Source organism: Streptomyces paradoxus (genome assembly GCF_014202475.1).
GTDB classification, from domain to species: Bacteria; Actinomycetota; Actinomycetes; order Streptomycetales; family Streptomycetaceae; genus Streptomyces; species Streptomyces paradoxus.
In genome coordinates this window covers 74,533-97,367 of record NZ_JACHGV010000015.1, presented here as the reverse complement: position 1 = coordinate 97,367, position 22,835 = coordinate 74,533, and the positions used below count along the sequence as shown (strand labels likewise).

Genomic DNA, 22,835 nt, shown 5'->3' with positions numbered 1-22,835 from the left:
CGGCTTCGACTTGACCGACCTGAACAGGGGGCCGCAGCCACTCCCCGGAGCGGCGCGTCACCCTCGACGGCGACGTAATCACGGTGTGGCCGTCACCCCGACAGAACGACTAAGCCCCGCGCCTCACCCACCCCCTTGTGTCCTCATCACCGAAAGGAAGCAGTGCCATGACTGGTTGGTGCACGATGAGGCTCGGCACGCGCCTTGGCGGACTGGCGGCGGTACTGAGCCTGGCCCTGGGCGTGACCGCGTGCTCGGACGGCAGCCAGGAGCAGGGGCCCCCGTCAGCTGCCGCATCAGAAGCCGGCAGCGGCTCCGCACTGCGTACGCAGACCCAGACGCGGGGACCTCTGGCCGAACTCCAAGGGCCCGACGGTCTCACCCTCACCGTCACCTCAGCCGTGCGAGAGCCCGCGAATTACCTCACTGTTCGAGGCAATCTGACGAACAAGCAGGCCGGTGTGACCGTTGTTCCAGCGGAGCTGCGCGGCAACGAGCTGGAGGTCCTGCGGACCGGCCAGTCGCTGGCCGGAGCCACCGTCGTCGACTTCAAGCAGAGCAAGCGCTACTACGTGCTCCGCGACACGGAAGGACGGCCCCTCACGACGACAGGCCTCTCCACGCTGAAGGCAGGGGAACGCGTACGCGTCTTCATGCAGTTCCCGGCACCGCCTGCGAGCACCACGACAGTCGGTCTCCAACTGCCGCTGTTCGACACTGCCAACATCAAGATCTCCGGTTGAGGTGACTACCACGATGCGTCCGTGCCGGTTTCGCCTCGCAGTTCAGCTCCTCGCCCTGGTGGCTCTGACGACCGCGTTGCACACAGGCGCAGGAGCGCACAGGACGGCGGCCAGCCCTTACGGGGAGGGTTCCGGCCTCGCGCTGCGGAGCGGTGCGAGGCTCGCCCCTCCTAAGATCCTGGATCTCGGCTCGGATCCTGTCGGCATCAGCCGGATGGTCGGTAGCAGTGATGGCGCTGAACGCCGCAGGGCGACGGACACGGAAGTGACGCACGAGTTGCAGGCTGAAGTGCTGTTCTCCAGGGACAGCGCGCGGCTGGGCGGCTCGGCGCGGTCTCGCATCGCCTCGATCGCCCGCGAGATCGAGCAGCGGGCCGCGACGCGGGTCCGTGTCGCCGGCTTCACGGACGACCTCGGTTCTTCCACGCACGGCGACGTTCTCTCGAAGCAGCGGGCAGACGCTGTGCGGGACGTCCTTGCCAGCGAGCTGCGCCCCACAGCGATCACCGTCGAGAGTCGCGGCTTCGGTGAGCGGCATCCGGTCGCGTCCAACGCGACTGAGGCCGGCCGGATGAAGAACCGGCGCGTGGAAATCTCTTTCACCTAACCGGGCGGCCACGTTGCTCCGTAACGACTGCAGCCCTGCTTATCCGCCGTCACAAACCAGCGACTACACGCACGAATCGGCATCTGGTTACAGGGGTGACCGGATCCGTCGTGAGATGCACGAGTGAACCCATAAATCGAACTGGGAAGTTGACTGGCATATGCGCAATCTTGCGATCACGCAAACGGATCACCGCAGCTGGACCACGCCACGGAGTTTGATGGCCGCTTGCTGGCGACCGTCACACCGCGCCACACGGGGAGAGAACGTGACACGCACCCAACCACGCCCCCGGTCGCAGCCCTGCACCGTTCGCTGGCGGGAGATGGCCGCAGTAGCCGTGACACTGAGCGCCATACTCGCCCAGTCCGCGTGCAGCTCATCCGACGGGAAGGATGAGGCCGCAGATGTGTCCCCGAGCATCGCGCAGTCTCCGACGTCGTCCGCCCCCGCTGACCCGAAGGAGACCGCGAAAAAGGAAGCGGTCACTGCATACGGGGCCTACTGGCAGCAGATGGAGAAGCTCTACGCCGACCCTACCGGCAAGGCCGCGCACCTTGATCAGTACGCCGCATCCGCGGCGCTGAAGAACGCCGAAGCAGACGCCAAGCGCGCTCACGACCGCGGCCGCATCTACACCGGTGGCGTCGCCCTCACCGACCAGACAGTCACCAAAGTAAACGTCTCGGGCAAGATCCCGAACGCAACCGTCTCCAGCTGCCTGGACATCTCCAAGTGGCGGAAGGTCGATGCCAAAACCAAGAAGCCGGTGTCTCTCCCGAAAAACCGGCTGACGAAGTACCGGATTCTCAGCACCGTCGAGAAGTACCCGGAAGGGTGGCGCGTCACCCGCGATGATCCCCAGGGGAAATCATGCTGACGCGCCGCATTGCCATCACTGCGGTAACCGTCCTGGCCACGCTCTCCGTCCCTGTCACCAGCTACGCGGAGGATGACCCCACAGGCGGCGGTATCGAGTGCGGCCTGTACGACTGCGAGGTCGAGGTAAACGTCCCCGGTCAGACCGGCGGCCAAGCAGGCGGCAGCAACAGCACGGGCGGAACAGGTGGAAGCGGTTCGTCTGAAGGTGGTGACGAGGGCGAGTTCGCGAACGTCTGCACCTACAAGCTGGCCGACCCGCAGCCGCCCGCCGGCAGCGTGGACTGGGAAGGCCACGAACCGGGCGACGGCGCCGTCTACGAACAGAGCTGCACGCGAGATGGAGGGAACCTCAACATCGTTCAAATGGTGTGGCTGGCCGACCCTCCCGCGGAAGAGGCTGTCGACCCGGCAGTCTTGGCGCAGCGGGCTGTCGACTCGATGACTCTGCTTGGCCCGGACATCGCCAGCCCGCGCGCGACCGGGAAGTACACGGTCGGCGTTCCGATGTGGATGTGGGTCAACCAGAACGCCACTACCTACGGGCCCAACACCGCTTCGGCGTCGGCAGGCGGGATCACCGTCACCGCCACCGCGAAGGTGTCGAAGATCGTTTGGAAGATGGGCGACGGCACCAGCGTGACGTGCAACGGCCCTGGCACCCCCTATAGCGGCTCGGCGGGCATGGCCGAGTCGCCGACCTGCGGCCACGTCTACTCCAAGACATCAGCCAGTGCAGCGGGCGGAAAGTACGCGGTCACCGCAGCCTCGACATGGACGATCGACTGGCAGGGCGGCGGAGCCTCGGGCCAGTTGACGGAGACCCGGCAATCGGACGTGCAAGTGGCCATCGGCGAAGTACAGGTCGTCAGGTAGCCGCCGAAAGGACATGACGTTGAGCAAGGCCAAAGAACGTACCAGCACGCCCGCCACGAACCAGGTGCCTCCACAGCACCCGATGGGCCCGGTGGCGCCGCCTCGGATCTCCGCCCGTCGGCGCAGGCCTGGCGTGATCGCTCTGTCGCTGGCGTTGATCGCGGCTGGTGGCGCTGGTGTCGCTGTGCTGCTCCTGCAGGTCGGAGACCGCACGCCGGTGGTGACTGTGGTGCGCGATGTTCAGGTCGGTCAGGTCCTCACCGAGCAGGACCTGGGCAAGGCTGCCGTCGCCCTGGATCCTGCGGTCAAGGCCGTGCGCGCCGATGATCTGAAGTCGGTCCTGGGGAAGCGAGCAGCGGTGGAGCTGAGGCCGGGCTCGCTGCTGTCCCCGTCGCAGGTAACGAAGGATTCGCTGGTCAAGCCAGGTGAGCAGCTGGTGCCGATCGGGTTGAAGCCCGATCAGGTACCGGCGACCGCTCTGGTGCCGGGGCAGAAGGTTCAACTGGTGCGCGTTCCCGCACAGGGAGCCGCGAGTGTCGAAAGCGATGCCGAGAAGTCGGACAGTGCTCAGGAGACCATCGCGGGTCGTGTGGTGAAGGCGTCCGAGGCGGCCCCGGGTACTGGCATCGTGGTCGTTGACGTAGCCACCGCCGCCACCGACGGCCCGAAGGCGGCCGCGTGGGTGTCCGCCGGCGCGCTGCGCCTGGTTCTCGATGCGCCGGACGGCCGCTGATGAGTGTGATCGCGCTGGCCGGTTGCCGCGGTGCGCCCGGAGTAACCACGACAGCCCTGGCTCTGCTGCTGTCCTGGCCTCTGGAGCCGGGCCGCAAGATGATCCTGGCCGAGTGCGACCCGGACGGTGGTGCCGTACTGCACGGGCTGCTGCAGGGCTCGCTCGGCGACCGGTACGGGCTGCGCAACCTGTCCATCGCGGCCCGCAAGAACGAGTTCGGGGACGCGTTTTGGCGTCAGCTGATCGACTTGAGCAGCGAAGACGGCAAGAAGGACTCACCGCGTGATCGGCTGCTGCTGCCGGGGATCACCGATCAGGCGGAGGCTGCGGGCCTGGCGCCGGTGTGGAAGGCGCTGGCGGTGACGTTCCGCGGCATCGGCGCCGACTACGACCACGACGTCCTGATCGACTTGGGGCGCAGCGGCGCCGTTGGGCCCTCTGCGATGTTGGCTGAGCAGGCTGACGCGGTCGTGGTGGTGGTTCGCAATACGTTGCGCTGCCTGCAGGCCGCCCAAGCTCGGGTGCGTGCATTGCAGGAACGGGTCGGCGACGTGGGGCTGCTGATGATCGACGAAGGTCCGTATGCGGCTGGTGAGGTGCAGCGGGTGCTGCAGGTTCCGGTGGTGGCGACGCTGCCATACGCGCCCAAAGACGCGTTGGTGCTGTCGGACGGTGCCGAGCAGCCTCGGCATTTCACCAAGTCGGCGCTGATGAAAGCAGCCCGCACGGCCAGTTCTCTGCTCGTGCAGCGGGTGGCCGTGCGTCGCTCGCGATTGGCGCCGCGATCGCCGGCCGGAGGGGAGATAACCCGTGTTGCGCGGTAGGCCGTTGCACGCTGATCCCACGGTGGCGCCGCTGCCCGGGCCGCCCCGGCCTGGTCAGGGCGCCGGCGCTCCTGCGGGGGCTGCCTCCAGCGCGCAGCCGCTCGGTCAAGCGGTGCCGCAGGTGACCGTGGACTACCGGGTGGCCCGGCACATCGCCACCCAGGTGGCCCGGCAGCGCGAGGAGCTGCTGAAGAAGGACCCCTCGGTGGACCGGGCCGGGGAGGAGCAGCACTGCCTGAACTGGATCAATGAGGCCGTGGCGCTGTGGGCGCACGCCCAGGGCGTGGGGCGTGGTGTGAGCACCACGGCGCAGGAAGAGGACGCGCTGCGCCGAGCGGTGTATGACCAGCTGTACCGGGCGGGCCGGTTGCAGCCGTATCTGGACGATGAGCGGGTCGAGGACATCTTCATCCAGGGCCCGGACGAGGTGTGGCTCGACTACGGCGACGGTGAGCGCAAGATGGTCGGCCCGATCGCCGACTCCGAGGAGGAGCTGTTGGAGTTGCTGCGCGAGCTGGCCCGCGACTCCGGGCTGGCCGAGCGCACGATCTCCACGGCCAATCCCACCCTTGCTCTGTCGTTGCAGGACGGCTCCCGTCTGCAGGCCATCACCGGGCTGGGGCCGAAGACGTATGCGGTCATCCGCCGCCACCGCGTCTCCCACGCCGGTCTGGACGACCTGGTGCAGCTGGGCACCATCGACCCGGTCCTGCGCGAGTTCCTGGGCGCGTGCGTACGCGCCGAGAAGAACGTGATGATCGCGGGCAAGCAGAAGGCCGGCAAGACCACGCTGCTGCGGGCGATGCTGCGCGAGTTCGACCCGGAGTGCCGGTTCGCCACCATCCAGACCGAGGACGAGCTGTTCGCCCACGCAGGCGGCTACCACCGCCAGGTCGTCTCGCTGGTGGCGCGGGAGTCCAACGGAGAGAAGGACGCCACCGGCCGCGGCGCCGGCGAGGTGAGCCTGCTGGACCTGATGCATCCGGCGCTGCGCATGTCGCTGGAGCGGATCGTCGTCGGCGAGGTCCGCGGACCCGAGGTCGTGGCGATGATGCAAGCGCTGACCAACGGGGCCGGCGGCAACCTGTGCACGATCCACGCCCGCCGCCCCGACATCGTCTTCGACCGGATCGCCGAGCTGTATGCGCTGGCGCAGGAGAACCTGTCCGAGCAGCTCGCCTACCGGCAGATTGCCAACGGCCTGGACTTCATCGTCTACGTCTCCATGACGGATGAGACTCAGATCGGCGGCCGCCGGCACCGCTATGTCTCCCGCGTCCTGGAGGTCACGGGGATCGGTGAGAACGGCCGGCCGGCCACGAACGAAGTCTTCGCCCCCGGTGCGGAGTTCGGGGAGGTGCGGGCGGTGCCGCAGATGGACCCCGGCTGTATCGACGACCTACGCCGCGTCGGCTTCGACTCCACGCTGCTGCAGCACCGCCAGGGGCTGTGGAAGGAGCCCTTGCCGCTGCTGGTGGAGGTGAACCGATGACTCTCGTGCTGGCTTTGCTGAGCGGCATGGCCGTAATGGGGGGCCTGATCGGTGTCATCGTCGGCATTGTGGGGACGACCGCGCCGCGCAGGGCCTCCCTGTGGCAGCGGTGGCGGGCCATTGGCGGCGGACCGGAGCTGACCGCGGATGCGCGCATGCGGCGCCGGACGCTTACGGCGGCCGCTGTGGTCGTCTTCGCAGGGGTGTGGCTGGCCTCGGGGAACTTCGTGGGCGGCGCCCTGCTGGGAGCGGCCGTCATCGGGGTGCCCTGGCTGATCACCCCGGCACAGAGCGCGGCAGCCCGCATTGGGCAGCTGGAGGCCTTGAGCGAGTGGACCCAGCGGCTGGCCGGTCTGCTGCGCCTGGGCATGGGTCTGGAACAGGCGATGATCAGCAGCCGGAAGGGTGCGCCGGACGCGCTCGTCGAGCAGATCACCGGCCTGTCGGACCGGTTGCGTCTGGGGTGGCGGCCGGAGGAAGCGCTGCGCGCCTTCGCCGGCGAACTCGACGACGTCACCGCCGACAAGGTGACCGCCGCCCTGATCCTGTCCGTCAATGACCGCGGCCCCGGCCTGGCCCAGGCGCTGGAGGATCTGGCGGGCACGGTGCGCGAAGAGGTAGCCAAGAAGCGCGGCATCGAAGCGGACCGGGCCAAGCCGCGCACCACGGTGCGGTGGATGACCTTCATCACCGTGGGTGTCGTGGTCGCCGGGTTCTTCGTCCCGTCCTACACGGCCCCCTACTCCACCCTGCTCGGCCAGCTCGTGCTCGCGTTCCTGACGGCAGGGTTCATCGCCACGCTTGCTCTGATGCGGCAGCTGGGCGCGTTCCGCCGCATCCCGCGCTTCCTGATCGCCGACGCCCGCAGCAGCGTCCGCCTGCCCGCCCCCACCACGGCCGCTCCCCTTGAGGTGGCGGTCGAGCGTGAGCCGGAAGGAGTCAGCTTGTGAACTTGCTTCCCGTCGTCCTCACGGGCGGCACGGTCGGCGCCGGACTCGCGCTGCTGGTACGGGAGATGCTGCAGCCGCAGCCGGCTCTGGCCCCAGCTCTGGCGCGCACCTCAACCAGCGCGTTGAGCATGCCCGAGCCGGACCTTGACCGGGACGAGGTTTGGGGCCGGTGGCTGCTGGCCCGTCTGGAGCGTCTGCCCGGTGTGCGGGTGCCGGCCAAGAATTTGGCGCTGCTGGGCCAGGGCCCGGGCCAGTTCATGCTGAAGAAGGTCGCACTCGCCGCACTCGGCCTGCTGTGTCCCGTGTTGGTGACCATCCCCTGGATCGTCGCGGGTATCGCCCTGCCCTTCTACGTCCCCGCCGTGGTCGGACTCGCCATCGCCGCCTTGCTGTTCATCACTCCCGACCTGGCGGTTCGCGACCAGGCCAAGCGGGCGCGGGAGGAGTTCGCCCACGCCTTGGTCGCCTACTTGGAGCTGGTGGCGCTCAAGCGGGCCGCGGACGCCGGCCCCACCGAGGCGCTGGAGAAGGCGGCCGCTGTCGGACAGGGCTGGCCGTTTTTGTATCTGCAGGGCGCGCTGCGCCGGGCCCGATTGGAGAAGATCCCGCCCTACCAGGCGCTGACGGAGCTCGCCGAGGAGTACGACCTGCCCGCGCTGGACGACGTCGCCGACATCATGCGCGGCTCCGCGACCGACGGTGCCGCCGTGTACAAGGCACTCCGTGCTCGCACCGCCGCACTGAACGCCGAACTGCTGGCCGTTCAGGCCGGTGAAGCCAACGCCGCCAGCGAGAAGATGACCGCTCCCGGAGCGCTGCTCGCGGTGCTGGTCATGCTGCTGATGGCCTTCCCCGCGGTGATCCGCATGCTCACTGTCTGACCCTGAACCCCCGCTACCGACATTGTGTGCAGAGGAGATCGTCATGAAGTACACCGCTATCCGTTTCCACCGCGGAGTGCGTCAGCTGGCCGTGCGGGTGGAGGAAGGCTTGGCCGAGCTGCAGAAGCGTCCAGACCGGGGTGACATCTCCATCACCACCGTCATCATCTGGGTCGCGGCCGTCACCGGTGCCCTGCTGATCGCCGGGACCATCGCTGTGGTGGTCGCCAAGTACAACGAGAGCCTGAACGGGATCTGATGCGTCACCGCGCTCGCATTAGGGCCTGGTGGTGCGGGGGGAGATGGGGCGACGACCGCGGGGACGCCGCGATCCAGATGGCGATCGTCTACCCGGTTGTCCTGCTCGCCGCGATCGCCGTCATCCAGGCGTCCATGTGGTATTACGCGCGTCAGATTGCACTGACCGCTGCCCGTGAGGGAGTCACCGCAGCCCGTGCCTATCAGGCTTCCCCGGCCGATGGTGCGGCCCGGGCCCACGAGGTCCTGGGCCGCACGGCCGGGGACAGCCTGCGCTCGGCCAGTGTCACGGCCGGCAGCACCGGGGAACGAGTGCGCGTCCAGGTGTCCGGCACCGCGCAGTCGATGATCCCCGGCATTGACGGCTTGACCATCACGCAATCGGCGTCCGGGCCGGTCGAGCGCTGGACAGTCCCAGGAGAGTGAAAGCCGTGACATGGAAGACTCGTTGCTTCGGCAGGCTCAGACGCGACGAGGGCAGCGTCGCCATCGAGGCTGCCATCATCGTCCCGTCACTGATCATGTTCGTGTGCCTGGCGCTCGCCGGCGGCCGCATCGTCACCTCCGGCGCGAAGATCGACGCCGCGGCGGAAGACGCCGCAAGGGAGGCTTCCATCCACCGCACCGCGGCCTCCGCCCAGGCCGCTGCACAGGCCGCGGCCGCCGATTCCCTGAACGATCAGGGCATCGCCTGTGCCTCCAGCAGCGTCAGCATCGACACCGGTGGTCTCAGCGTGCCGGTCGGACAGGTCGGCACCGTCACAGTGACCATGTCGTGCACGGTCAACCTGGCGGATCTGCTGCTGCCCGGCGTCCCCGGAGCACGCACCCTGACGTCGACCGCGACCTCGGTCGTGGACCAGTACCGGCAGCGGGGAGCGTGATGAGCATCCCGCGCCGGCGCCTTCACTCGGCCCGGTCTGCCTTCAACGACCGTGGCGGCGTCACCGTCTTCGTCGCGGTGTGCGTGGTGGCGCTGATCGGCATCATCGGCGTAGCCGTCGACGGAGGCGGCAAGATGCGCGCCGTAGAGCGCGCCGACCACATCGCCGGGGAAGCGGCCCGGGCCGGCGGCCAGGCCATCGACCCAGCCAAGGCCATCAGCGGCGAGGCCGTCATCGTAGCGCCGCAGAATGCCGTCGCCGCGGCCCAGGCCTACCTACGATCCGTCGGCGCCACCGGAACGGTCAGCGTCTCCGGCGACGGCAAGACGCTCACCGTCTACGTCTCCGACAACTACGACACGAAGTTCCTGCCGGTGGTCGGGATCGGCTCCATGCCGGTGACCGGCCACGGCAAAGCGACGCTGCTGTACGGCGTCACCACCCCCGAGTAAGGGACCTGATGCGCACCACGCAAGCCTCCACCACGGCAGGCCGCACCCTGGCCCGGGTGCTCAAGGCTGTGCTGAGTCTGCTCGTCCTGGCCGGTGCGGTTGCCGGACTGCCGCTGCTGCTTACCTGGGCGACCCCGGTGATCTGGGCCGCCAGCCATGACGACCTGACGCACCTTCTGGACCGGCAGGACACCGGTTCAGCTTTCCTGGTGCTGCTGGTCGCCGTCGGCTGGATCGGATGGGCCCAGTTCTCCTTCTGCGCTGTGCGCGAGCTGATCGCTCAGGTGTGGGGCCGCACCTGGCGCGCACCGCGTGGGCTGGGTGCCTCACAGCGTGCGGCGGCCGCGCTGATCGGCAGCATTCTGGTGCTGCTGCCCACCAGCTCCGCCTTGGCCTCCGAGGCGCAGGCCGTGCCGTCTGTCACCGCCCACGTGCCCGGGCAGGCACCGGCCCTCATGCCTGCGGAAGCTGAACAGCCTGCTGCCTCGAACACGTCGGCCCCCCGCACGTACACCGTGCAGGATGTGCGACCGGCCGAGAGCCTGTGGAGTATCGCCGAGCAGGAACTGGGCGACGGCGAGCGGTGGCGGGAGATCGCCGCCCTGAACGAAGGCCGCGTCATGCCCGGCGGTCAGACGTTCAAGTCCAACAGCTTTCTGCAGCCGGGCTGGCAGCTGGTTATGCCCGAGGCCCAGGCCGCGGCCGATGGGCTTCACCTGCAGCTCGCGGGCCACGCATCCGCAGCCCCCGGCAAGAGCGATCGCGTCGTGAAGGTGCACGAGGGCGACTATCTGTCGAAGATCGCCGAGGAGGAACTCGGCGACGCCGGCCAGTGGAAGGAGCTGTTCGACGCCACCCAGGGCAAGCCGCAACCGGACGGCCTGCCCGCCATCACCAACCCGGACGTGATCTACGCCGGGCAGCAGATCACCGTGCCAGAGGCCCGGACACCCGATCCAGACGAGGACCGGCACGGCCCGCCACCGAACATCAATGACAGCTCCCCAGATGCAGCAGACGCTGAGCCCTCCGCGCCTGCTGCTCCCTCGACGCCGGCTGACGAGCAGGAGCCTGACTCCGACGGTCCGGAAGGCGCAGGGAAGCCGCCCGCGCCGAAGCAGAGCGACGTGCCCGGACCGGAGGCGTCCGCTGCCGGTCCCACCCAGCAGCCCAGCCGTGACGGGAGGGCTCCGGGGGGGACGCCTGAGCGGAATTCCAGCGCCTCCCCGCCTTCGGCAACCCCGTCGGCGCCGACTGAGCCGCAGAGCTCTGCCCACTCCTCCCCCACCCTGTCGGCTTCCGAACCCTCCACTCCGACCCCGGCCGGCAACATCCTGAGCTTGCGCACGGCGTTGGGTGCCGGTGCGCTCCTGGCCGCCTCCATCACCGGTGCGCTGGCCTTGCGCCGCACGCTGCAGCGCCGCCGACGCAAGCCCGGCGAGAAGATCGCCATCGCCCCAGAGACATCCACCGCAGAGGCCAAACTGGCGGCCGCCGCCGAACCGGACGGCGCGGCCCGCCTGGACCTGGCGCTGCGCACGCTGGCCCACCAGGTGGCCCAGCGCGAGGACAAGGTGGTGATGCCTGGGCTGCGCGCCGCGCGGATCGGCACCCGCACGCTGCATGTCCTGCCCGAGGACCTCACCCAGGACGCACAGGCACCCTTCGTGAAGGGGGAGGGCGGCTGGTGGGCCCTACCCGTCGACGCGAACCTGCTCGGCGAGCAGGACGCCCACGAGGTGCCTGCGCCGTATCCGGCCCTGGTCACCACCGGCAGCATGGAAGGCGGCGACCTTGTGCTGCTCAACCTCGCGCAATTGCCTGCGTTGTTGTTGGACGGCAACCCGGTCCACATCTCCGAGGTGTGCACCTCGCTCGCGCTGGAGCTCGGGATGAGCCCGTGGGCGAGTGAAGTCGAGGTCGTGACCATCGGGTTCGGCGAGGACCTGCCGCAACTGCTCCCCACCACGCGCATCGCCTACATGCGGGAGGCCACGCACGCGCTGCGCGATCTGTCTGAGCGGCTGCTGGAAGCGCACCAGATGCCCGAGACCCAGCATCAGCCGTATCTGCTGCTGTGCGCGTCGTCCCTGGACCCGGACACGGCCTGGGAGTTCGCCGATGTCATCGACAAGTCCGGCACGGTCCCTGTCACCCTGGTCGCCCCGGCGAGTTCAGCGGCCGCGCACTTCCCTGAGGCGGAGATCCTCAATTCCTCACTCAACGATCCGCAGGACGTCGAGTACGCCAGCGTCGAAATCACGGTGCAGCGCCTCGATCACGCCGCCTACGTGCAGATCACCACGGCGCTGAAGGTGTCCGGGCAACCGTCCCACCCGGCCGAGGGGCTTTGGCAGGACGTCCCGAGTGAACCTGACATGGTGCAGCAGCCGGATTCTTCGGTCTCGGAGGAACCCACCGCGCCTACGCCCGCTGTCACGAGTCTTTCGTCGGAAGCGGACGCGGGCGGCGAGGTGTTCCCGGCTCTGCTCGCCGCCACCACCGGTCCCTCTGCACTTCGTCTCCTGCCCACGCCGCAGACGGCTCAGGCGGACGCTGAGCCTGGCCCGGACACCGAGCCAGCGCCCCCGGCCCCCGTGTCGCAGACGGCTGCGGACACCGCCATGGAAAAGGCCGGGAAGACTGAAGCCCACGAGGACTCCGCTGAGGAGCGCAAGCCGGAGACGGAGGAGTGCGGGGCGCACGACCTGCACGCGCCGGAGATCCGGATCCTGGGCCCGATCGAGGTGACTGGTGTGGACAGCACCGGCCACGGCCCCCGGATGGCGCAACTCGCCGCTTTGCTGTTTTTCCGGCCCGGGCGGAGCGCCGACGCCCTGTGTTCGGACATGGATCCCGTCAGTCCTTGGTCGATCAACACCCTCAACGCTCGGATGCAAGGCCTGCGTCGCTCTATGGGGAACGACCCGGCCGGCGACCCCTACGTGCCGCGCCGCAAGACCGGCGAAAGCCCCTACCGGCTCTCCCCCGGCGTGCGCTGCGACTGGACCCGCTTCCTCGAGCTCGTCGAGCGTGCCCTACCGCTGGGCCCGGCTGGATTGACCGACCTGGAGAGGGCGCTCACTCTGGTGCGGGGTCGGCCGTTCGGCGGCAAGCCCCTGCCCTGGGCCGAGCCGTACCAGCAGGAGATGATCACGCGCATCATCGACGTCGCGCACACCGTAGCCACCTACCGCACACCCACAGGTCCACATCACGACCTCAGCGCGGCTCGTCAGGCCGTCGCGACCGGTCTCGACGTCGACCACACAGCAGAGCTGCTGTATCGGGACTGGCTGCGGATCGAGCATGCAGCCGGGAATCGGCAGGGACTGCATACCGCCATCACACGAGTGCAGCAGGTCAACCGGTCCTTGGACTGTTCTTTGGAGACAGAGACCGAAGCCCTCATTCACGAACTCCTCAACGGCCCGGGTACGTCGATGCGCAAAGTCCTCTAGTCGGTGAGTGGTCAGAGGCCACAGCACGTCACTGCTCGCGAGAGGCTACATCGCGCGAGGCATACGCGAGCAGTTCGTTGACGGCGGCCTCGTTGGAGGCTGGAGGGCGGGCATGCCACGCGGACAGAGTGTCGCGGACGGTCTGCGCAACGGACTTCGCCTGCTGCACCAGATCGTCCTCGAATGCCGTCACGTCGCCGCTCGTGGTGCGGCCCGTGACGACGATAGGGCCGACCGGCGTGTAGGAGGGGTCGCCCGCGCCACGCACTCGCCAGAGCCCATGCAGCCAGGTTCTGGGGAAGACCAAGAATCTGGCTGTTGCCGTGATTGTGCACTACTGCCCTCCGGTGGTAGCCCCCTTGGTCGACGGCGTCGGATCCGATGTGCTCCTGGATAGCGGACTGCGCATCGGTTGCGGGCAAGTTGAGGTCCGTGACAGTGATCTAGGGTTTCTGGGAGGCGTCAGGCATGTGAGGATCCTGCTCGTGCGATGTACGTGCCTCACGGGTATCTGCTGGTTCTTCAGGCACGTTGGGCATACGTGACGTCCGAACTCCCAACCTCGCTTTGCCTTATCGAGGTCGCACATCGATCGTGGCCCCTCGTCGGGGACCTCCGCGGTCCGGTGGAACCGAGCTTGGGTCACCGTGAGTACGACGTACGCGACATGCGGGCTTCGTTGACGATCGGAAGTGTTTCGGTCGAAACATCTTCCTCGGTCATGACAACACGACATTCTTTACTTGCTTTCCCCGGTATCAGCTGCCTGAGCACGGGGCCGGTAGCGCCTGGATTATTGCCATTCGGGCGTCGGCGTACCGTCCGGGTCCAAGCCGTACGGCCACAGGCGTTTGAGCGCCATTGCCATGCCAAGGAGGGCCTGGGCGTCCCCGTGGTCGGCGGCCTGCCGGTAGAGGGCCTCGGCACCTTCCCAGTCCCCCACCCTCTCCCGTATCTGGGCCAGGTCGTACAGCGCATCGGTGTGGCCGTGGTCGGCGGCCTGCCGGTAGAGGGCCTCGGCACCTTCCCAGTCCCCGGCCCTCTCCCGTATCTGGGCCAGGCGGTACAGCGCATCGGTGTGGCCGTGGTCGGCGGCCTGCCGGTAGAGGGCCCCGGCATCTTCCCGGTCCCCGGCCCTCTCCCGTATCTGGGCCAGGCGCACCAGGGCGCTGGTGTCGCCCTCGGCGGCCCGCCGGGCCAGGGCTACGTCGCCCTCTCCGTCCCTGACCTTCCGCTGGAGCAAGGCTTCGGTCAAGGCCCACTCGTGCATCCAGGTCAGGCGAGCAGGGGCGTCGGTATTGCCGTGGTCGGCGGCATGCTGGGCCAGCGTTTCGTCGCCGTCCTCCCGGGTCCCCGGGCTCACTCGTATCCGGGCCAGGCGGACCAGGGCGTTGAAGTTGCCGTGGTCGGCGGCCTGCCGGAAGAGAGCTTCGGCATCTTCCCGATCCCCGGCCCACTCCCGCATTCGGGCCAGGCCGTACAGCGCATCGGTGTTGCCGTGGTCGGCGGCCTGTCGGAAGAGGGTTTCGGCGCCCTCCCGGTCCCCGGCCCACTCCCGCATGAAAGCCAGGGCGTATAGCGCGTTGGTGTTGCCGTGGTTGGCGGCCTGCCGGGCCAGGGTTTCGGCACCTTCCCGGTCCCCGGCCCACTCCCGCGTCCGGGCCAGGCGGAGCAGGGCATTGGTGTTGCCGTGGTCGGCGGCCTGCCGGGCCAGGGTTTCAGCATCCTCCCGGTCCCCGGCCTCCTCCCGCATCTCGACCAGGCGGCACACGGCGCTGGTGTTGCCCTGGTCGGCGGCCTGCCGGTATAGGGTTTCGGCGCCCTCTCGGTCTCCGGCGTTCTCCCGCATCTGGGCCAGGGCGTACAGGGCGTCGGTGTTGCCGCGGTCGGCGGCCTGCCGGGCCAGGGTTTCGGCGCCCACTCGGTCCCCGGCCTTCTCCCGCATCCCGACCAGGTGGGACATGGCGTTCTCCTGCATCCCCACTAGGCGGGACATGGCGCTGGGGAAGCCGTGGTCGTCGGCCTGTCGGGCCAGGGTTTCGGCGCCCTCCCGGTCCCCGGCCTTCTCCCGCATCTGGGCCAGGGCGTACAGGGCGTCGGCGTTGCCGCGGTCGGCGGCCTGCCGGTAGAGGGTTTCGGCGCCCTCTCGGTCTCCGGCCTTCTCCCGCATCCGGGCCAGGGCGCACAGGGCGTCGGTGTTGCCGCAGTGGGCGGCGCGGAGTTGGAGGTGGTGGGCCCATTGCAGGCGGTGCCGGTCTAGGGCTTCGCTGGTGAGGTTGTACAGGTCGTCGGGGTGGGCGAGGTGGGTGTGGGCGGCGTGCCAGAAGGAGGCGGGCGGGCACAGGTGGCGGCGGGTGGTGCGGCCGTATTGTTCGAGGTAGTCGGCGAGGCGGAACACCGGCCCCGAGGGCTGCGGTGAGGGAGCGTCGGCAGGCGTGGAGGGGCCGGGTGGGCGCCGCTGCGGTCGGGGGGTGACCCGGCTCAGGGGGGCCTGATTGCCGTGCACCTGCTCGGCTAGTTCGGCGTATGCCTTCTCTGCCCAGTCGTCGGTGAGCTGCATCCAGTCGGTGTCGTGGAGATAGTCGGGGGCGGCGTCGGTGAGGAAGGCCTGCGGCAGGTGCAGGCCGACGCCGAGGCGGCGGGCGTCCATAGCCACTTCCAGGAGCGCTTTGGCGGCTGGGCTGCCGGCGTGGTAGCGCTTCAGGAGCGCGGGGCCTCCGGCGAGGTCCTGGGTGAGGCGTCCGTCGGCGCGGGCGCGGGTGAGGGAGTCGGCCAGCAGCCGGTCCCCGCCCTCGGCCAACGCAGTCGCCGCGGCCAGGGCGCGGCTGTCGAAGGAGTCGGGGACGCTTACGGTGCATCCGGCGAGCAGTTCCCTCACGCGGCTGTGCGGATCCGGCCCACCCGGAGCGGGCAGGGCCGTGTACTGCCTGAAGTAGTCAGGCCAAAGCGTGCCCAGCACGAGGACCGGCCCGCGCTGCGGGCTGGTCAGCAGATGGTGCACGGCCGCAGCGATCCGCTCACCGGCCCGGTCCCCTAGGTAGTGCTGGGCCTCGTTCAGCCATACCACCGTGCGCGGGCCGACCAGGTCCAGATCCTCCACCGCGGCCTCCGCCCGGGTGGGATCGAAGGGATGCCACAGCCGCCACCCCTGCTCTGCCAACGGCTGCACAGCCTCCCAGCACGCCCGCGTCTTCCCCGTCGAGGACTCACCCACCAGGACCACCATCCGGCTGTAACCCTCTCGAGCCTCCCGCGCCGCCTCCGTCAGGATCCGGTCGTGCTCCCGGAACACATAGCCAGGCAGTAACCGCTGCCCCGGCAGGCCCGACCCGTCCCGGACGGTACCGACCGGATGGACCTCCAGCGCGTGCGGATCACACTGCCCGATCGGCCGGCCGGGCCCCGGGCGTTCAGCGTCCCCGCCACCGGCCGCGACCCGCTGCATTTTCTCCAGCTCTTGCCGGTCCCCCGCCGGCAGTCTCAGCGCGCCAGCCAGCGCCGTCACCGTCTGTAGCGACGGCACCGGCCCGTTGGTCTGGAACGCCAGCTGCACGGTCGTACGGCTCAGCCCTGTCCGAGCGACGAGGTCTTTTTTCGTTAGCCTGGCCCGGGCCAGCCCGCCCTCCAGCCTCTTGCGCAGTTCTGTCAGAGCCGATTCCGGAGTGTGACCGGTCCGTTCGTCGCGCACGTGCTCGCCCCTGGGTGGTGTGGTGTTCGCCGGTGTTCATCTTCGTCCCGGCGCACCATGGCGCACACCTATTCCGAGACCTTCGTCCACGTCAACACCCACCCCTTGAAGGGAGTCTGTCGTGAACGTTGCCGTCGTCCTCCTCACTGCCGCACTCGTGTTCGTCGTCGCGCTGTTGGCCGCCTTCGGTGCGGGCAAGCTCGCCCTCATGGACGGCGCCACCTACCCCGCCGCTCTCACCCGCGCCGCCGTCACCTTCGCCGCGGTCATCACCCTCGCCACCACCGTGGCCAGCACCTTCGCGGCCCTCCTCACCTGACCCCCGCGATGGCCCGGCACCTACTCCACCACCCGACCGTGCTCAATTACTTGCCGCACATGCCTGAAAGCCGCAGACCTACGCTGACGTGCGCTGGGGACCCAGGAGCACTAGATAACCGGCGTGGCGTCCGGGTCGATACGCAGAGCGTGCATCTAGTTCTCCTCCTCGGTTCAGGGGCGGGCCTGCGCAATACGCAAAGACGCGATGCGCCAGGCTGCGCAATGATCACAATGCCTGCGCAATGTGCCTCTGATCAGGGGTTTCATCTCATTGCGCAGCCTGGCGGGGAGTCGCCTGAGACCGGATGTGCAACCGATGCGCGGTGGCGGAGCTACTGCTGCGCGTCGGCGTGATGGCGGACGAGGGCCTGCCAGCGCCGCTCGAAATCGACGGCCTGCTCGGCGAGGTAGTCGACCCGGAGGGGCCTGTTGTACTGCCCGGTGATCCCTTGGGCTGCGCACTCCTGCGCAACGGTGTCGAGCGACGGCACCTCGCTGCGCACTCGCTGCTCGGACCAGATGTTGTACACGCGAAACGGCAGCAGGTAGCGGCGCAAGGTGGCCGGGCTGACCGGCTTGTCACCACGGCCGCGCATTCCCTTGCTGGCCAAGTAGGCGGACAGTTCCTCGGCCTCCCGCGTTGAGGACTGCGGTTCGCCTCCGTTCTGGCTCTGGTACTCCATCCACGCCAGGTAGTAGCGGTCGACGGTGGTCAAGCCGGCCGGCCCGTCGGACGTGTCGCCCTCTTCCGGTAGCTCGTCATCGATGGCGGCGTTCACGCGGGGGGTGCGTTGCTCCCTTGCGGCCTGGGCGCCCGCGCCAGCGGGTGCCGTCTCGCGCTCCCCATCCGACAGAACCTCTTCAGCGACATGCTCACTGGGATTCGTGGCAGTCTCGGCTGAGGGCGGCTCACTGATGCCGAGTTCGTGCTCCAGGAAGCTTGTGACGAAGGCCGCCAAGTCGTCGCCCGTGATGGGACGGCCACCGTCTCCGGTGATGGAGTCCCGCTCGTACACGTACGCGGCCAGGGCGGCCGGGTCCGGATACGCGCCGTGCTCCTGCGCGTAGGTACGCCAGGCGCTGTGGAAGTAGTCGTACCACTGGTCGACTGGCTCGGCTTCACTGGTGGCGGCGGTCATTTGGGTATCGAGCGCGTAGCGCGCCTGGAGGACCTGGAGCAGCGGATGCACTTGGTCCTCGGCGAGCGGGGCACCGGATCCCGTAGAGATGCCATAGGTGTCGCGGAGCCAGTAGGCCCACTGCGTCGGGGTCGGCTCAGCTTGGAACTGGGTGAGGAACGCCTGGTATGCCTCGGCAAACCGCTCAGCGGATTCCGCGGTCGATTCCTGCAGATCCTCCGGCAGCTCATGGGCCGGAGTTGAGACTGGAGACTGGACCGGTTCCGCCTCCGCGCTCGCCAGCTCGGCCGCCGGTTGTTCGTGCTCCGCCGCGGCGTCGAGTACGGGGGCTTCCGGATCTGTGGGGGCGGGGACTCGCTCGACGGTGAACTGGATCGGCGGCTCCTCGATACCGGCTGCGGCAAGACCGGCAGGTGCGGTCTCGGCGAGTGGGACGCCGTAACGGGCCAGTCGTAGCGGCATCAGTGCCTCGATGGGGGCCTTGCGTCGCCAGCCGCGGCCGAAGCGGGAGCGAAGGGCTGCCTGGTAGACGAGGCGCTCCTGCTCCAGCTTGATGACCTGGTCGTAGGAGCGCAGCTCCCAAAGCTTCATGCGTCGCCACAGCAGGAACGTTGGCACAGGCGAGAGGAGCCAGCGGGTGAGACGCACACCCTCCATGTGTTTGTCGGCGGTGATGTCCGCGATGCGGCCGATCGCGTGCCGGGCGGCCTCGACGGCGACCACGAACAGGACCGGAATTACGGCATGCATTCCCACGCCCAGCGGATCCGGCCAGGCCGCCGCGCCGTTGAAGGCGATGGTCGCTGCCGTCAGCAGCCACGCTGTCTGGCGAAGGAGGGGAAAGGGGATGCGGATCCAGGTCAGTAGGAGATCCAGGGCCAGCAGGACACAGATCCCTGCGTCGATGCCGATCGGGAAGACGTAGGAGAAGTTCCCGAAGCCTTTCTGGAGGGCCAGCTCACGGACGGCCGCGTACGAGCCCGCGAAGCCGATGCCGGCGATGACGACGGCGCCGCACACGACGACGGCGATGAGGACCCGATGCGCTCGGGTCAGCTGGGGTATCTCGCCCTTCCCCGCAGCCACGTCCCACTCCCCTATCCAAACCTCACAACTGAGCTGGTCTCACACTCCCATGATGTGCGGCACATGAGGTCCATCAGGATCGGCTTGGGACGGATCGTCTGCGAATAGTGATCATTGAAAGCCTCTGCGGCGGTGTGCAGCGGTCCCGGGTCGTGCCGTCTTGCACGTGGACAGCGGAGCGGCGCCTGGCCCAGGTGGAGCCAGACGCCGCATGTGAGGAGTATTCCGTCGGAATACTCTTCACCGCTTCCGAGTCGAGTTGAGCCGCGGGATGCCAAGGGCGTCCGCGACAGCAGCGATGTCTTGGAGTGCCTCGTTGCGGGGATCGAGGAATCGCAGCGGGCGCTGGGTGACGATGGTGTCCTTGAAACGCTGCTTGCGTCGGATGATGGGCAGCAGCTTGGGGTGCCAGTCCGGGTTGCCGCGGATGGCTTTGATCGCGTCATCTGCGACCGCTCCGCCGCTGCGCCGGATGTTGCCCTGGGCGTCCAGGGGGATGTTGGTGGCAAGGATGTGCTGCACCTCGGTTCTGAATCCGAAGCGGCGGAACTTGCGAGCTCCCTTGTCCAGGGTGTCTTCGAGGTCTTGCAGGCCGATGATGTACTTGAACTCATCGGCGACGCATCCGATGACCTCTGGGCCGACCATGGCGATCGACAGCAGAAGGATTCCGAGGGTCGGGCCGCAGTCGAAGAACATGATGCTCCAGCGTCCTTCGGGCAGTTGCTCGTCCAGAACGTTCTGCAGCCACAGCACACCGGCCGGGTCGAGACCGAGGTTGACTTCCGCATCCGCCATCTCTGGTGTCCCAAGGATGAGGTCAAGGTTGGGGATAAGGCGGAACGCACTGTCGTCTTCACCTTCACCGATGCGGTAGCGAGCCGGGACGACTGCTTCCTCAAGACTGTGCTTTCCCTGCAGAACATCGAAGATGGTCGGCTGGCCCTCGGGGGGGTCCTGGTAACCGAGGATGTGGGAAGCAGTGCGCTGAGGGTCGAAGTCTGCGACGGCTACTGAGTGCCCTCGTCCGGCTGCTTCGACGGCGAGGTTGATGACGTCTTGGGTCTTCCCGGCGCCACCGGCGATGACGGAGCAGGCGAAGATGCGCGGCGCTTCGGGCGCGTTCGCGGTCTTGGAGGTTGGCAAGGGTTCTCCTGAGGGTCGTGCTGGGGCGCCCTCGTATTCCGTCGGAATACTGCGATCGCTAGGTCAGCAGCATTCCGACGGAATACGGGCCTGCCTCACTTGCCGCCGAGGCGGTCCAGCTCCCAGTCGGTGGGCTGATAGTTGACGGCGGACTTCAGATGGGCGATGTAGTCACGGTCCTGGGCGTCCCAGAGGCGGCTGGCGTCGGAGGCACGCTGCTCGGCGACGGCCAGGGCGACGGCCAGGGCGACGTGAGCGGTCTTCTTTGCGTCGCCGGATGCGGACACCTCGGCGAAGTACTTGTCCACCCCCGCTACATCGGGCCCGATGGGCTTGGCGGTTGACCGCAGCCACTCGTGAGCCATCTGGCGAGCGGACTTGCTCGGGGCCGCGAGGAGGGCAGGGGCCAGGAGGCGCAGAGTTTCTCGGGGGTTCGAGGGGACTCCCAGCTCCAGGACGGTGCGGCATGCCTGCACGCGCAGTTGCGCCGCTTCGGCGCTGTGGTCGGGTTCCGCCTCGTTTCGGGTCTCCGGGTTGATCTGCTCAGTCTGCTGATTGGAGGCATCGTGATCAGAGCCGGTTGGCTTGGTCTCTTCTGATGCTTGCTGGTCCGGGGAATTCGTCTGCTGAGGCGGGACGGCAGGAGTCTGCTTCGCCTTGGGCGCGGGCTTGGCCTTGGGAGTTGTTGGGGTCGCGGGTGCCAGGACCCTCGCGGCGGCAAAGGCGGCCTTGATGCCTTCCTCCTTCATGACCCGCCAGGCCTGCAGGTGCTGCTCTGGAGTGGTGAGCCTGTCGAGCAGGGTCTCTGCCTCGCTGACAGCGAGTCCGTCCATGACAGCCTGTTGGACTTCGGTGGGGAGCTTGAGCAGCTTGATTCGGCGCGAGATGTGAGGTTGCCTGCATCCAGTCTGCGCGGCGACCTCCGCTTGCAGCATTCCGTCGTCGAGCGCCCCTTGGAAGCCCAGTGCCTCTTCGATCGGGTTCAGCGGGATCCGCCGCATGTTCTCCGGCAGTCCGAGAAGCCGTGCCCGGGGGATTTTCGAGTTGGTGACCTTGCAGGGCGCAGAGTCCTTGCCGGCCCGGGCCAGGGCGAGCTTCCTGTTGTGTCCGATGAGGGTGACGTAGTCGCCGGCCGGGACCGATCCCAGCTTGTCCTCCAGCTCCTCAAGCTTCTCTGGCTGCGTCTCAGCGAGGCGGGGACGCCAGTACTCGAGGAAGCCCTCTACTTCAGCTACCGACAGGTCCTGGAGAACTCCGCCTTCTGCCTTGATCGACTCGGCGAGCTCGTCGATGTCCTCGTCCCGGTAGACGAGGCGGGGGTTGAAGGGGTTGGGGTGGAGTTGCTTGAGGGGGATTTCGACGACCTCTACGGCATCTGGGTCGTCCCAGATGCTTCGGGTCTTCTTCTTCCTGCCGAAGGTCATCGTGGGCCCGGAGGCTCCAGCGGCCATGTGGGGTGCTCCTGAGACGAATGGGTGCTGACTGGAGGTGACCCTAGCGGGCCAGCGGCTCGCCCCTAGGCAACGGGGCGGTATTCCGTCGGAATATCCGAGGCTCCACTCTCATCCCTATGCCCGTATTTGTTAGCTGTCGCGCAGTTGTGTCCCCGTGCCCAGTAGCCAGCAGGGCGTATGTCTGGGCGTCTGATATTCCGTCGGAATACTCGATCGAGTGGTCCCCTCCCGGTGCTGCGCACGTCGCTGAGGGCCAGGTCGCCCCATGCTGCGGCTGCGGCTCGAAGGGGGGACTCGGTCGTGAAAAACGAAAGGCCCCGCGCCCCGGAACGTGTCGTCCGGAACGCGGGGCCTCGTGGTCAGAGCGTGTCGAGGGAACGACCGCTGGCCGTTTCTCTCCTGCCTCTTGGGATGAGATGTGGCACCCGGGTGGCCGGGCTGAGGGGGCGACGGCCGCCCGGGCCGTTCTGGGGGCTGGTGTGCGCGTGGCCTTCAGTGCTCGGTCAGGTCCGGCGTGAACGATCGGGCCGCTGGGGTCGCCCGGGCGGCAGGGCGGGCAGAGGCACGGTCACCTGACGACCCTCCTTCCCTGCAGGCTGTGGACAGGGCGGAGCGCGCGGGGGAGTGCGCTGACCGTCCTGCGGCGTTGTGCTTGCTGGCGGGCCAGTGCTCGCCCGTAGGCGTGCGTGCAGGCGATGCAGGGTTCTTCCCTGCGGGCCTCGTGGCATTCGTGGCCTTCCACCGTGCCGTGCGGAGCGGTGACGTCGTGCAGCATGGCGAGGCGGTACAGGTCGTCGGGATCACTGCCGGTACGAGCGGTGATGGTTCGCTGCCGGTAGCTGTCGCGGAGCAGGGACAGGGCGACGGCCTGGCTGGCAGTCAGTGCCGTTTGCTGGCTGGGTATGACGGAGGTCGCCATCGTGAGAAATTCCTTCGGGCTCGCAGGCTGTCAGTCGGACGA

20 protein-coding genes and 1 pseudogene are annotated in these 22,835 nt (G+C 68.2%); 15 read left to right on the top strand and 6 right to left on the bottom strand.

Features of this window, described 5'->3' with window-relative positions; genetic code table 11:
- The first annotated feature begins 167 nt into the window (after nucleotides 1-167).
- From HNR57_RS34520 to HNR57_RS34455, 14 genes are all read left to right on the top strand, one after another.
- Nucleotides 168-743, top strand: coding sequence for a hypothetical protein (locus HNR57_RS34520; RefSeq protein ID WP_184566500.1), 576 nt, complete (start codon nucleotides 168-170; stop codon nucleotides 741-743).
- Between the two features lie 265 nt (nucleotides 744-1,008).
- Entirely contained in the window at nucleotides 1,009-1,350 is a 342-nt protein-coding gene (locus HNR57_RS40995) for an OmpA family protein (protein WP_376772324.1), read from the top strand.
- Between the two features lie 325 nt (nucleotides 1,351-1,675).
- Nucleotides 1,676-2,230 (top strand): hypothetical protein, encoded by a 555-nt coding sequence (locus HNR57_RS34510; protein WP_246555231.1) that lies wholly within the window; start codon nucleotides 1,676-1,678, stop codon nucleotides 2,228-2,230.
- On the top strand, nucleotides 2,224-3,105 hold the full coding sequence (locus HNR57_RS34505; RefSeq protein ID WP_184566499.1) for an ATP/GTP-binding protein: 882 nt from the start codon (nucleotides 2,224-2,226) through the stop codon (nucleotides 3,103-3,105). The genes HNR57_RS34510 and HNR57_RS34505 overlap by 7 nt, the downstream gene beginning before the upstream one ends.
- A 19-nt stretch (nucleotides 3,106-3,124) precedes the next feature.
- Nucleotides 3,125-3,838, top strand: coding sequence for an SAF domain-containing protein (locus tag HNR57_RS34500; protein WP_246555256.1), 714 nt, complete (start codon nucleotides 3,125-3,127; stop codon nucleotides 3,836-3,838).
- Nucleotides 3,838-4,662: a CpaE/TadZ family protein gene (locus HNR57_RS34495; RefSeq protein ID WP_184566498.1), complete on the top strand. Its 825-nt coding sequence runs from the start codon at nucleotides 3,838-3,840 to the stop codon at nucleotides 4,660-4,662. The genes HNR57_RS34500 and HNR57_RS34495 overlap by 1 nt, the downstream gene beginning before the upstream one ends.
- On the top strand, nucleotides 4,652-6,154 hold the full coding sequence (locus HNR57_RS34490) for a TadA family conjugal transfer-associated ATPase (protein ID WP_184566612.1): 1,503 nt from the start codon (nucleotides 4,652-4,654) through the stop codon (nucleotides 6,152-6,154). Before HNR57_RS34495 ends, HNR57_RS34490 begins: the two co-directional genes overlap by 11 nt.
- Nucleotides 6,151-7,104, top strand: a complete 954-nt coding sequence (locus tag HNR57_RS34485) for a type II secretion system F family protein (protein WP_184566497.1) — start codon at nucleotides 6,151-6,153, stop codon at nucleotides 7,102-7,104. Before HNR57_RS34490 ends, HNR57_RS34485 begins: the two co-directional genes overlap by 4 nt.
- Nucleotides 7,101-7,985: a type II secretion system F family protein gene (locus tag HNR57_RS34480; protein ID WP_184566495.1), complete on the top strand. Its 885-nt coding sequence runs from the start codon at nucleotides 7,101-7,103 to the stop codon at nucleotides 7,983-7,985. The genes HNR57_RS34485 and HNR57_RS34480 overlap by 4 nt, the downstream gene beginning before the upstream one ends.
- A 43-nt stretch (nucleotides 7,986-8,028) precedes the next feature.
- Nucleotides 8,029-8,244, top strand: coding sequence for a hypothetical protein (locus tag HNR57_RS34475; RefSeq protein ID WP_184566493.1), 216 nt, complete (start codon nucleotides 8,029-8,031; stop codon nucleotides 8,242-8,244).
- Nucleotides 8,244-8,669, top strand: coding sequence for a TadE/TadG family type IV pilus assembly protein (locus HNR57_RS34470; protein WP_184566491.1), 426 nt, complete (start codon nucleotides 8,244-8,246; stop codon nucleotides 8,667-8,669). Before HNR57_RS34475 ends, HNR57_RS34470 begins: the two co-directional genes overlap by 1 nt.
- A gap of 5 nt (nucleotides 8,670-8,674) precedes the next feature.
- Nucleotides 8,675-9,127: a TadE/TadG family type IV pilus assembly protein gene (locus HNR57_RS34465; RefSeq protein WP_184566489.1), complete on the top strand. Its 453-nt coding sequence runs from the start codon at nucleotides 8,675-8,677 to the stop codon at nucleotides 9,125-9,127.
- On the top strand, nucleotides 9,127-9,579 hold the full coding sequence (locus tag HNR57_RS34460; protein ID WP_184566487.1) for a pilus assembly protein TadG-related protein: 453 nt from the start codon (nucleotides 9,127-9,129) through the stop codon (nucleotides 9,577-9,579). The genes HNR57_RS34465 and HNR57_RS34460 overlap by 1 nt, the downstream gene beginning before the upstream one ends.
- A gap of 8 nt (nucleotides 9,580-9,587) precedes the next feature.
- Entirely contained in the window at nucleotides 9,588-13,040 is a 3,453-nt protein-coding gene (locus tag HNR57_RS34455; protein ID WP_184566485.1) for an AfsR/SARP family transcriptional regulator, read from the top strand.
- 28 nt (nucleotides 13,041-13,068) lie between these two features.
- Here HNR57_RS34455 and HNR57_RS34450 read toward each other — a convergent pair whose 3' ends face one another.
- Nucleotides 13,069-13,308, bottom strand: coding sequence for a hypothetical protein (locus tag HNR57_RS34450; protein ID WP_184566483.1), 240 nt, complete (start codon nucleotides 13,306-13,308; stop codon nucleotides 13,069-13,071).
- Between the two features lie 525 nt (nucleotides 13,309-13,833).
- A complete protein-coding gene (locus tag HNR57_RS40435) occupies nucleotides 13,834-16,545 on the bottom strand; it encodes an SEL1-like repeat protein (protein WP_221343385.1) in 2,712 nt (903 codons plus the stop codon).
- A gap of 304 nt (nucleotides 16,546-16,849) precedes the next feature.
- Between HNR57_RS40435 and HNR57_RS34440 the strand changes: the two genes are divergently transcribed.
- Nucleotides 16,850-17,047 carry a hypothetical protein gene (locus tag HNR57_RS34440; protein WP_184566479.1) on the top strand — a complete coding sequence of 66 codons (198 nt, stop codon included), beginning with the start codon at nucleotides 16,850-16,852 and terminating at the stop codon, nucleotides 17,045-17,047.
- Between the two features lie 1,315 nt (nucleotides 17,048-18,362).
- Here HNR57_RS34440 and HNR57_RS40990 read toward each other — a convergent pair.
- The 4 genes and pseudogenes from HNR57_RS40990 to HNR57_RS34420 all read right to left on the bottom strand — a co-directional run.
- Nucleotides 18,363-19,253, bottom strand: a pseudogene (locus tag HNR57_RS40990) (DUF2637 domain-containing protein); the annotation flags it as partial.
- Nucleotides 19,254-19,514: 261 nt separating this feature from the next.
- Complete coding sequence (locus HNR57_RS34430) at nucleotides 19,515-20,420, bottom strand: ParA family protein (RefSeq protein WP_184566477.1); 906 nt, start codon at nucleotides 20,418-20,420, stop codon at nucleotides 19,515-19,517.
- Nucleotides 20,421-20,515: 95 nt separating this feature from the next.
- A complete protein-coding gene (locus tag HNR57_RS34425) occupies nucleotides 20,516-21,871 on the bottom strand; it encodes a ParB/RepB/Spo0J family partition protein (RefSeq protein ID WP_184566474.1) in 1,356 nt (451 codons plus the stop codon).
- Nucleotides 21,872-22,442: 571 nt separating this feature from the next.
- Nucleotides 22,443-22,793 (bottom strand): hypothetical protein, encoded by a 351-nt coding sequence (locus HNR57_RS34420; protein WP_184566473.1) that lies wholly within the window; start codon nucleotides 22,791-22,793, stop codon nucleotides 22,443-22,445.
- Between the last annotated feature and the right edge of the window lie 42 nt (nucleotides 22,794-22,835).

Coding starts and splice junctions, on each gene's coding strand:
- HNR57_RS34520 (WP_184566500.1), top strand. CDS start 168: ATGACTGGTTGGTGCACGATGAGGCTCGGCACGCGCCTTGGCGGACTG.
- HNR57_RS34420 (WP_184566473.1), bottom strand. CDS start 22,793: ATGGCGACCTCCGTCATACCCAGCCAGCAAACGGCACTGACTGCCAGC.
- HNR57_RS34460 (WP_184566487.1), top strand. CDS start 9,127: ATGAGCATCCCGCGCCGGCGCCTTCACTCGGCCCGGTCTGCCTTCAAC.
- HNR57_RS34505 (WP_184566499.1), top strand. CDS start 2,224: ATGCTGACGCGCCGCATTGCCATCACTGCGGTAACCGTCCTGGCCACG.
- HNR57_RS34475 (WP_184566493.1), top strand. CDS start 8,029: ATGAAGTACACCGCTATCCGTTTCCACCGCGGAGTGCGTCAGCTGGCC.
- HNR57_RS34485 (WP_184566497.1), top strand. CDS start 6,151: ATGACTCTCGTGCTGGCTTTGCTGAGCGGCATGGCCGTAATGGGGGGC.
- HNR57_RS34495 (WP_184566498.1), top strand. CDS start 3,838: ATGAGTGTGATCGCGCTGGCCGGTTGCCGCGGTGCGCCCGGAGTAACC.
- HNR57_RS34455 (WP_184566485.1), top strand. CDS start 9,588: ATGCGCACCACGCAAGCCTCCACCACGGCAGGCCGCACCCTGGCCCGG.
- HNR57_RS34470 (WP_184566491.1), top strand. CDS start 8,244: ATGCGTCACCGCGCTCGCATTAGGGCCTGGTGGTGCGGGGGGAGATGG.
- HNR57_RS34510 (WP_246555231.1), top strand. CDS start 1,676: ATGGCCGCAGTAGCCGTGACACTGAGCGCCATACTCGCCCAGTCCGCG.
- HNR57_RS34425 (WP_184566474.1), bottom strand. CDS start 21,871: ATGGCCGCTGGAGCCTCCGGGCCCACGATGACCTTCGGCAGGAAGAAG.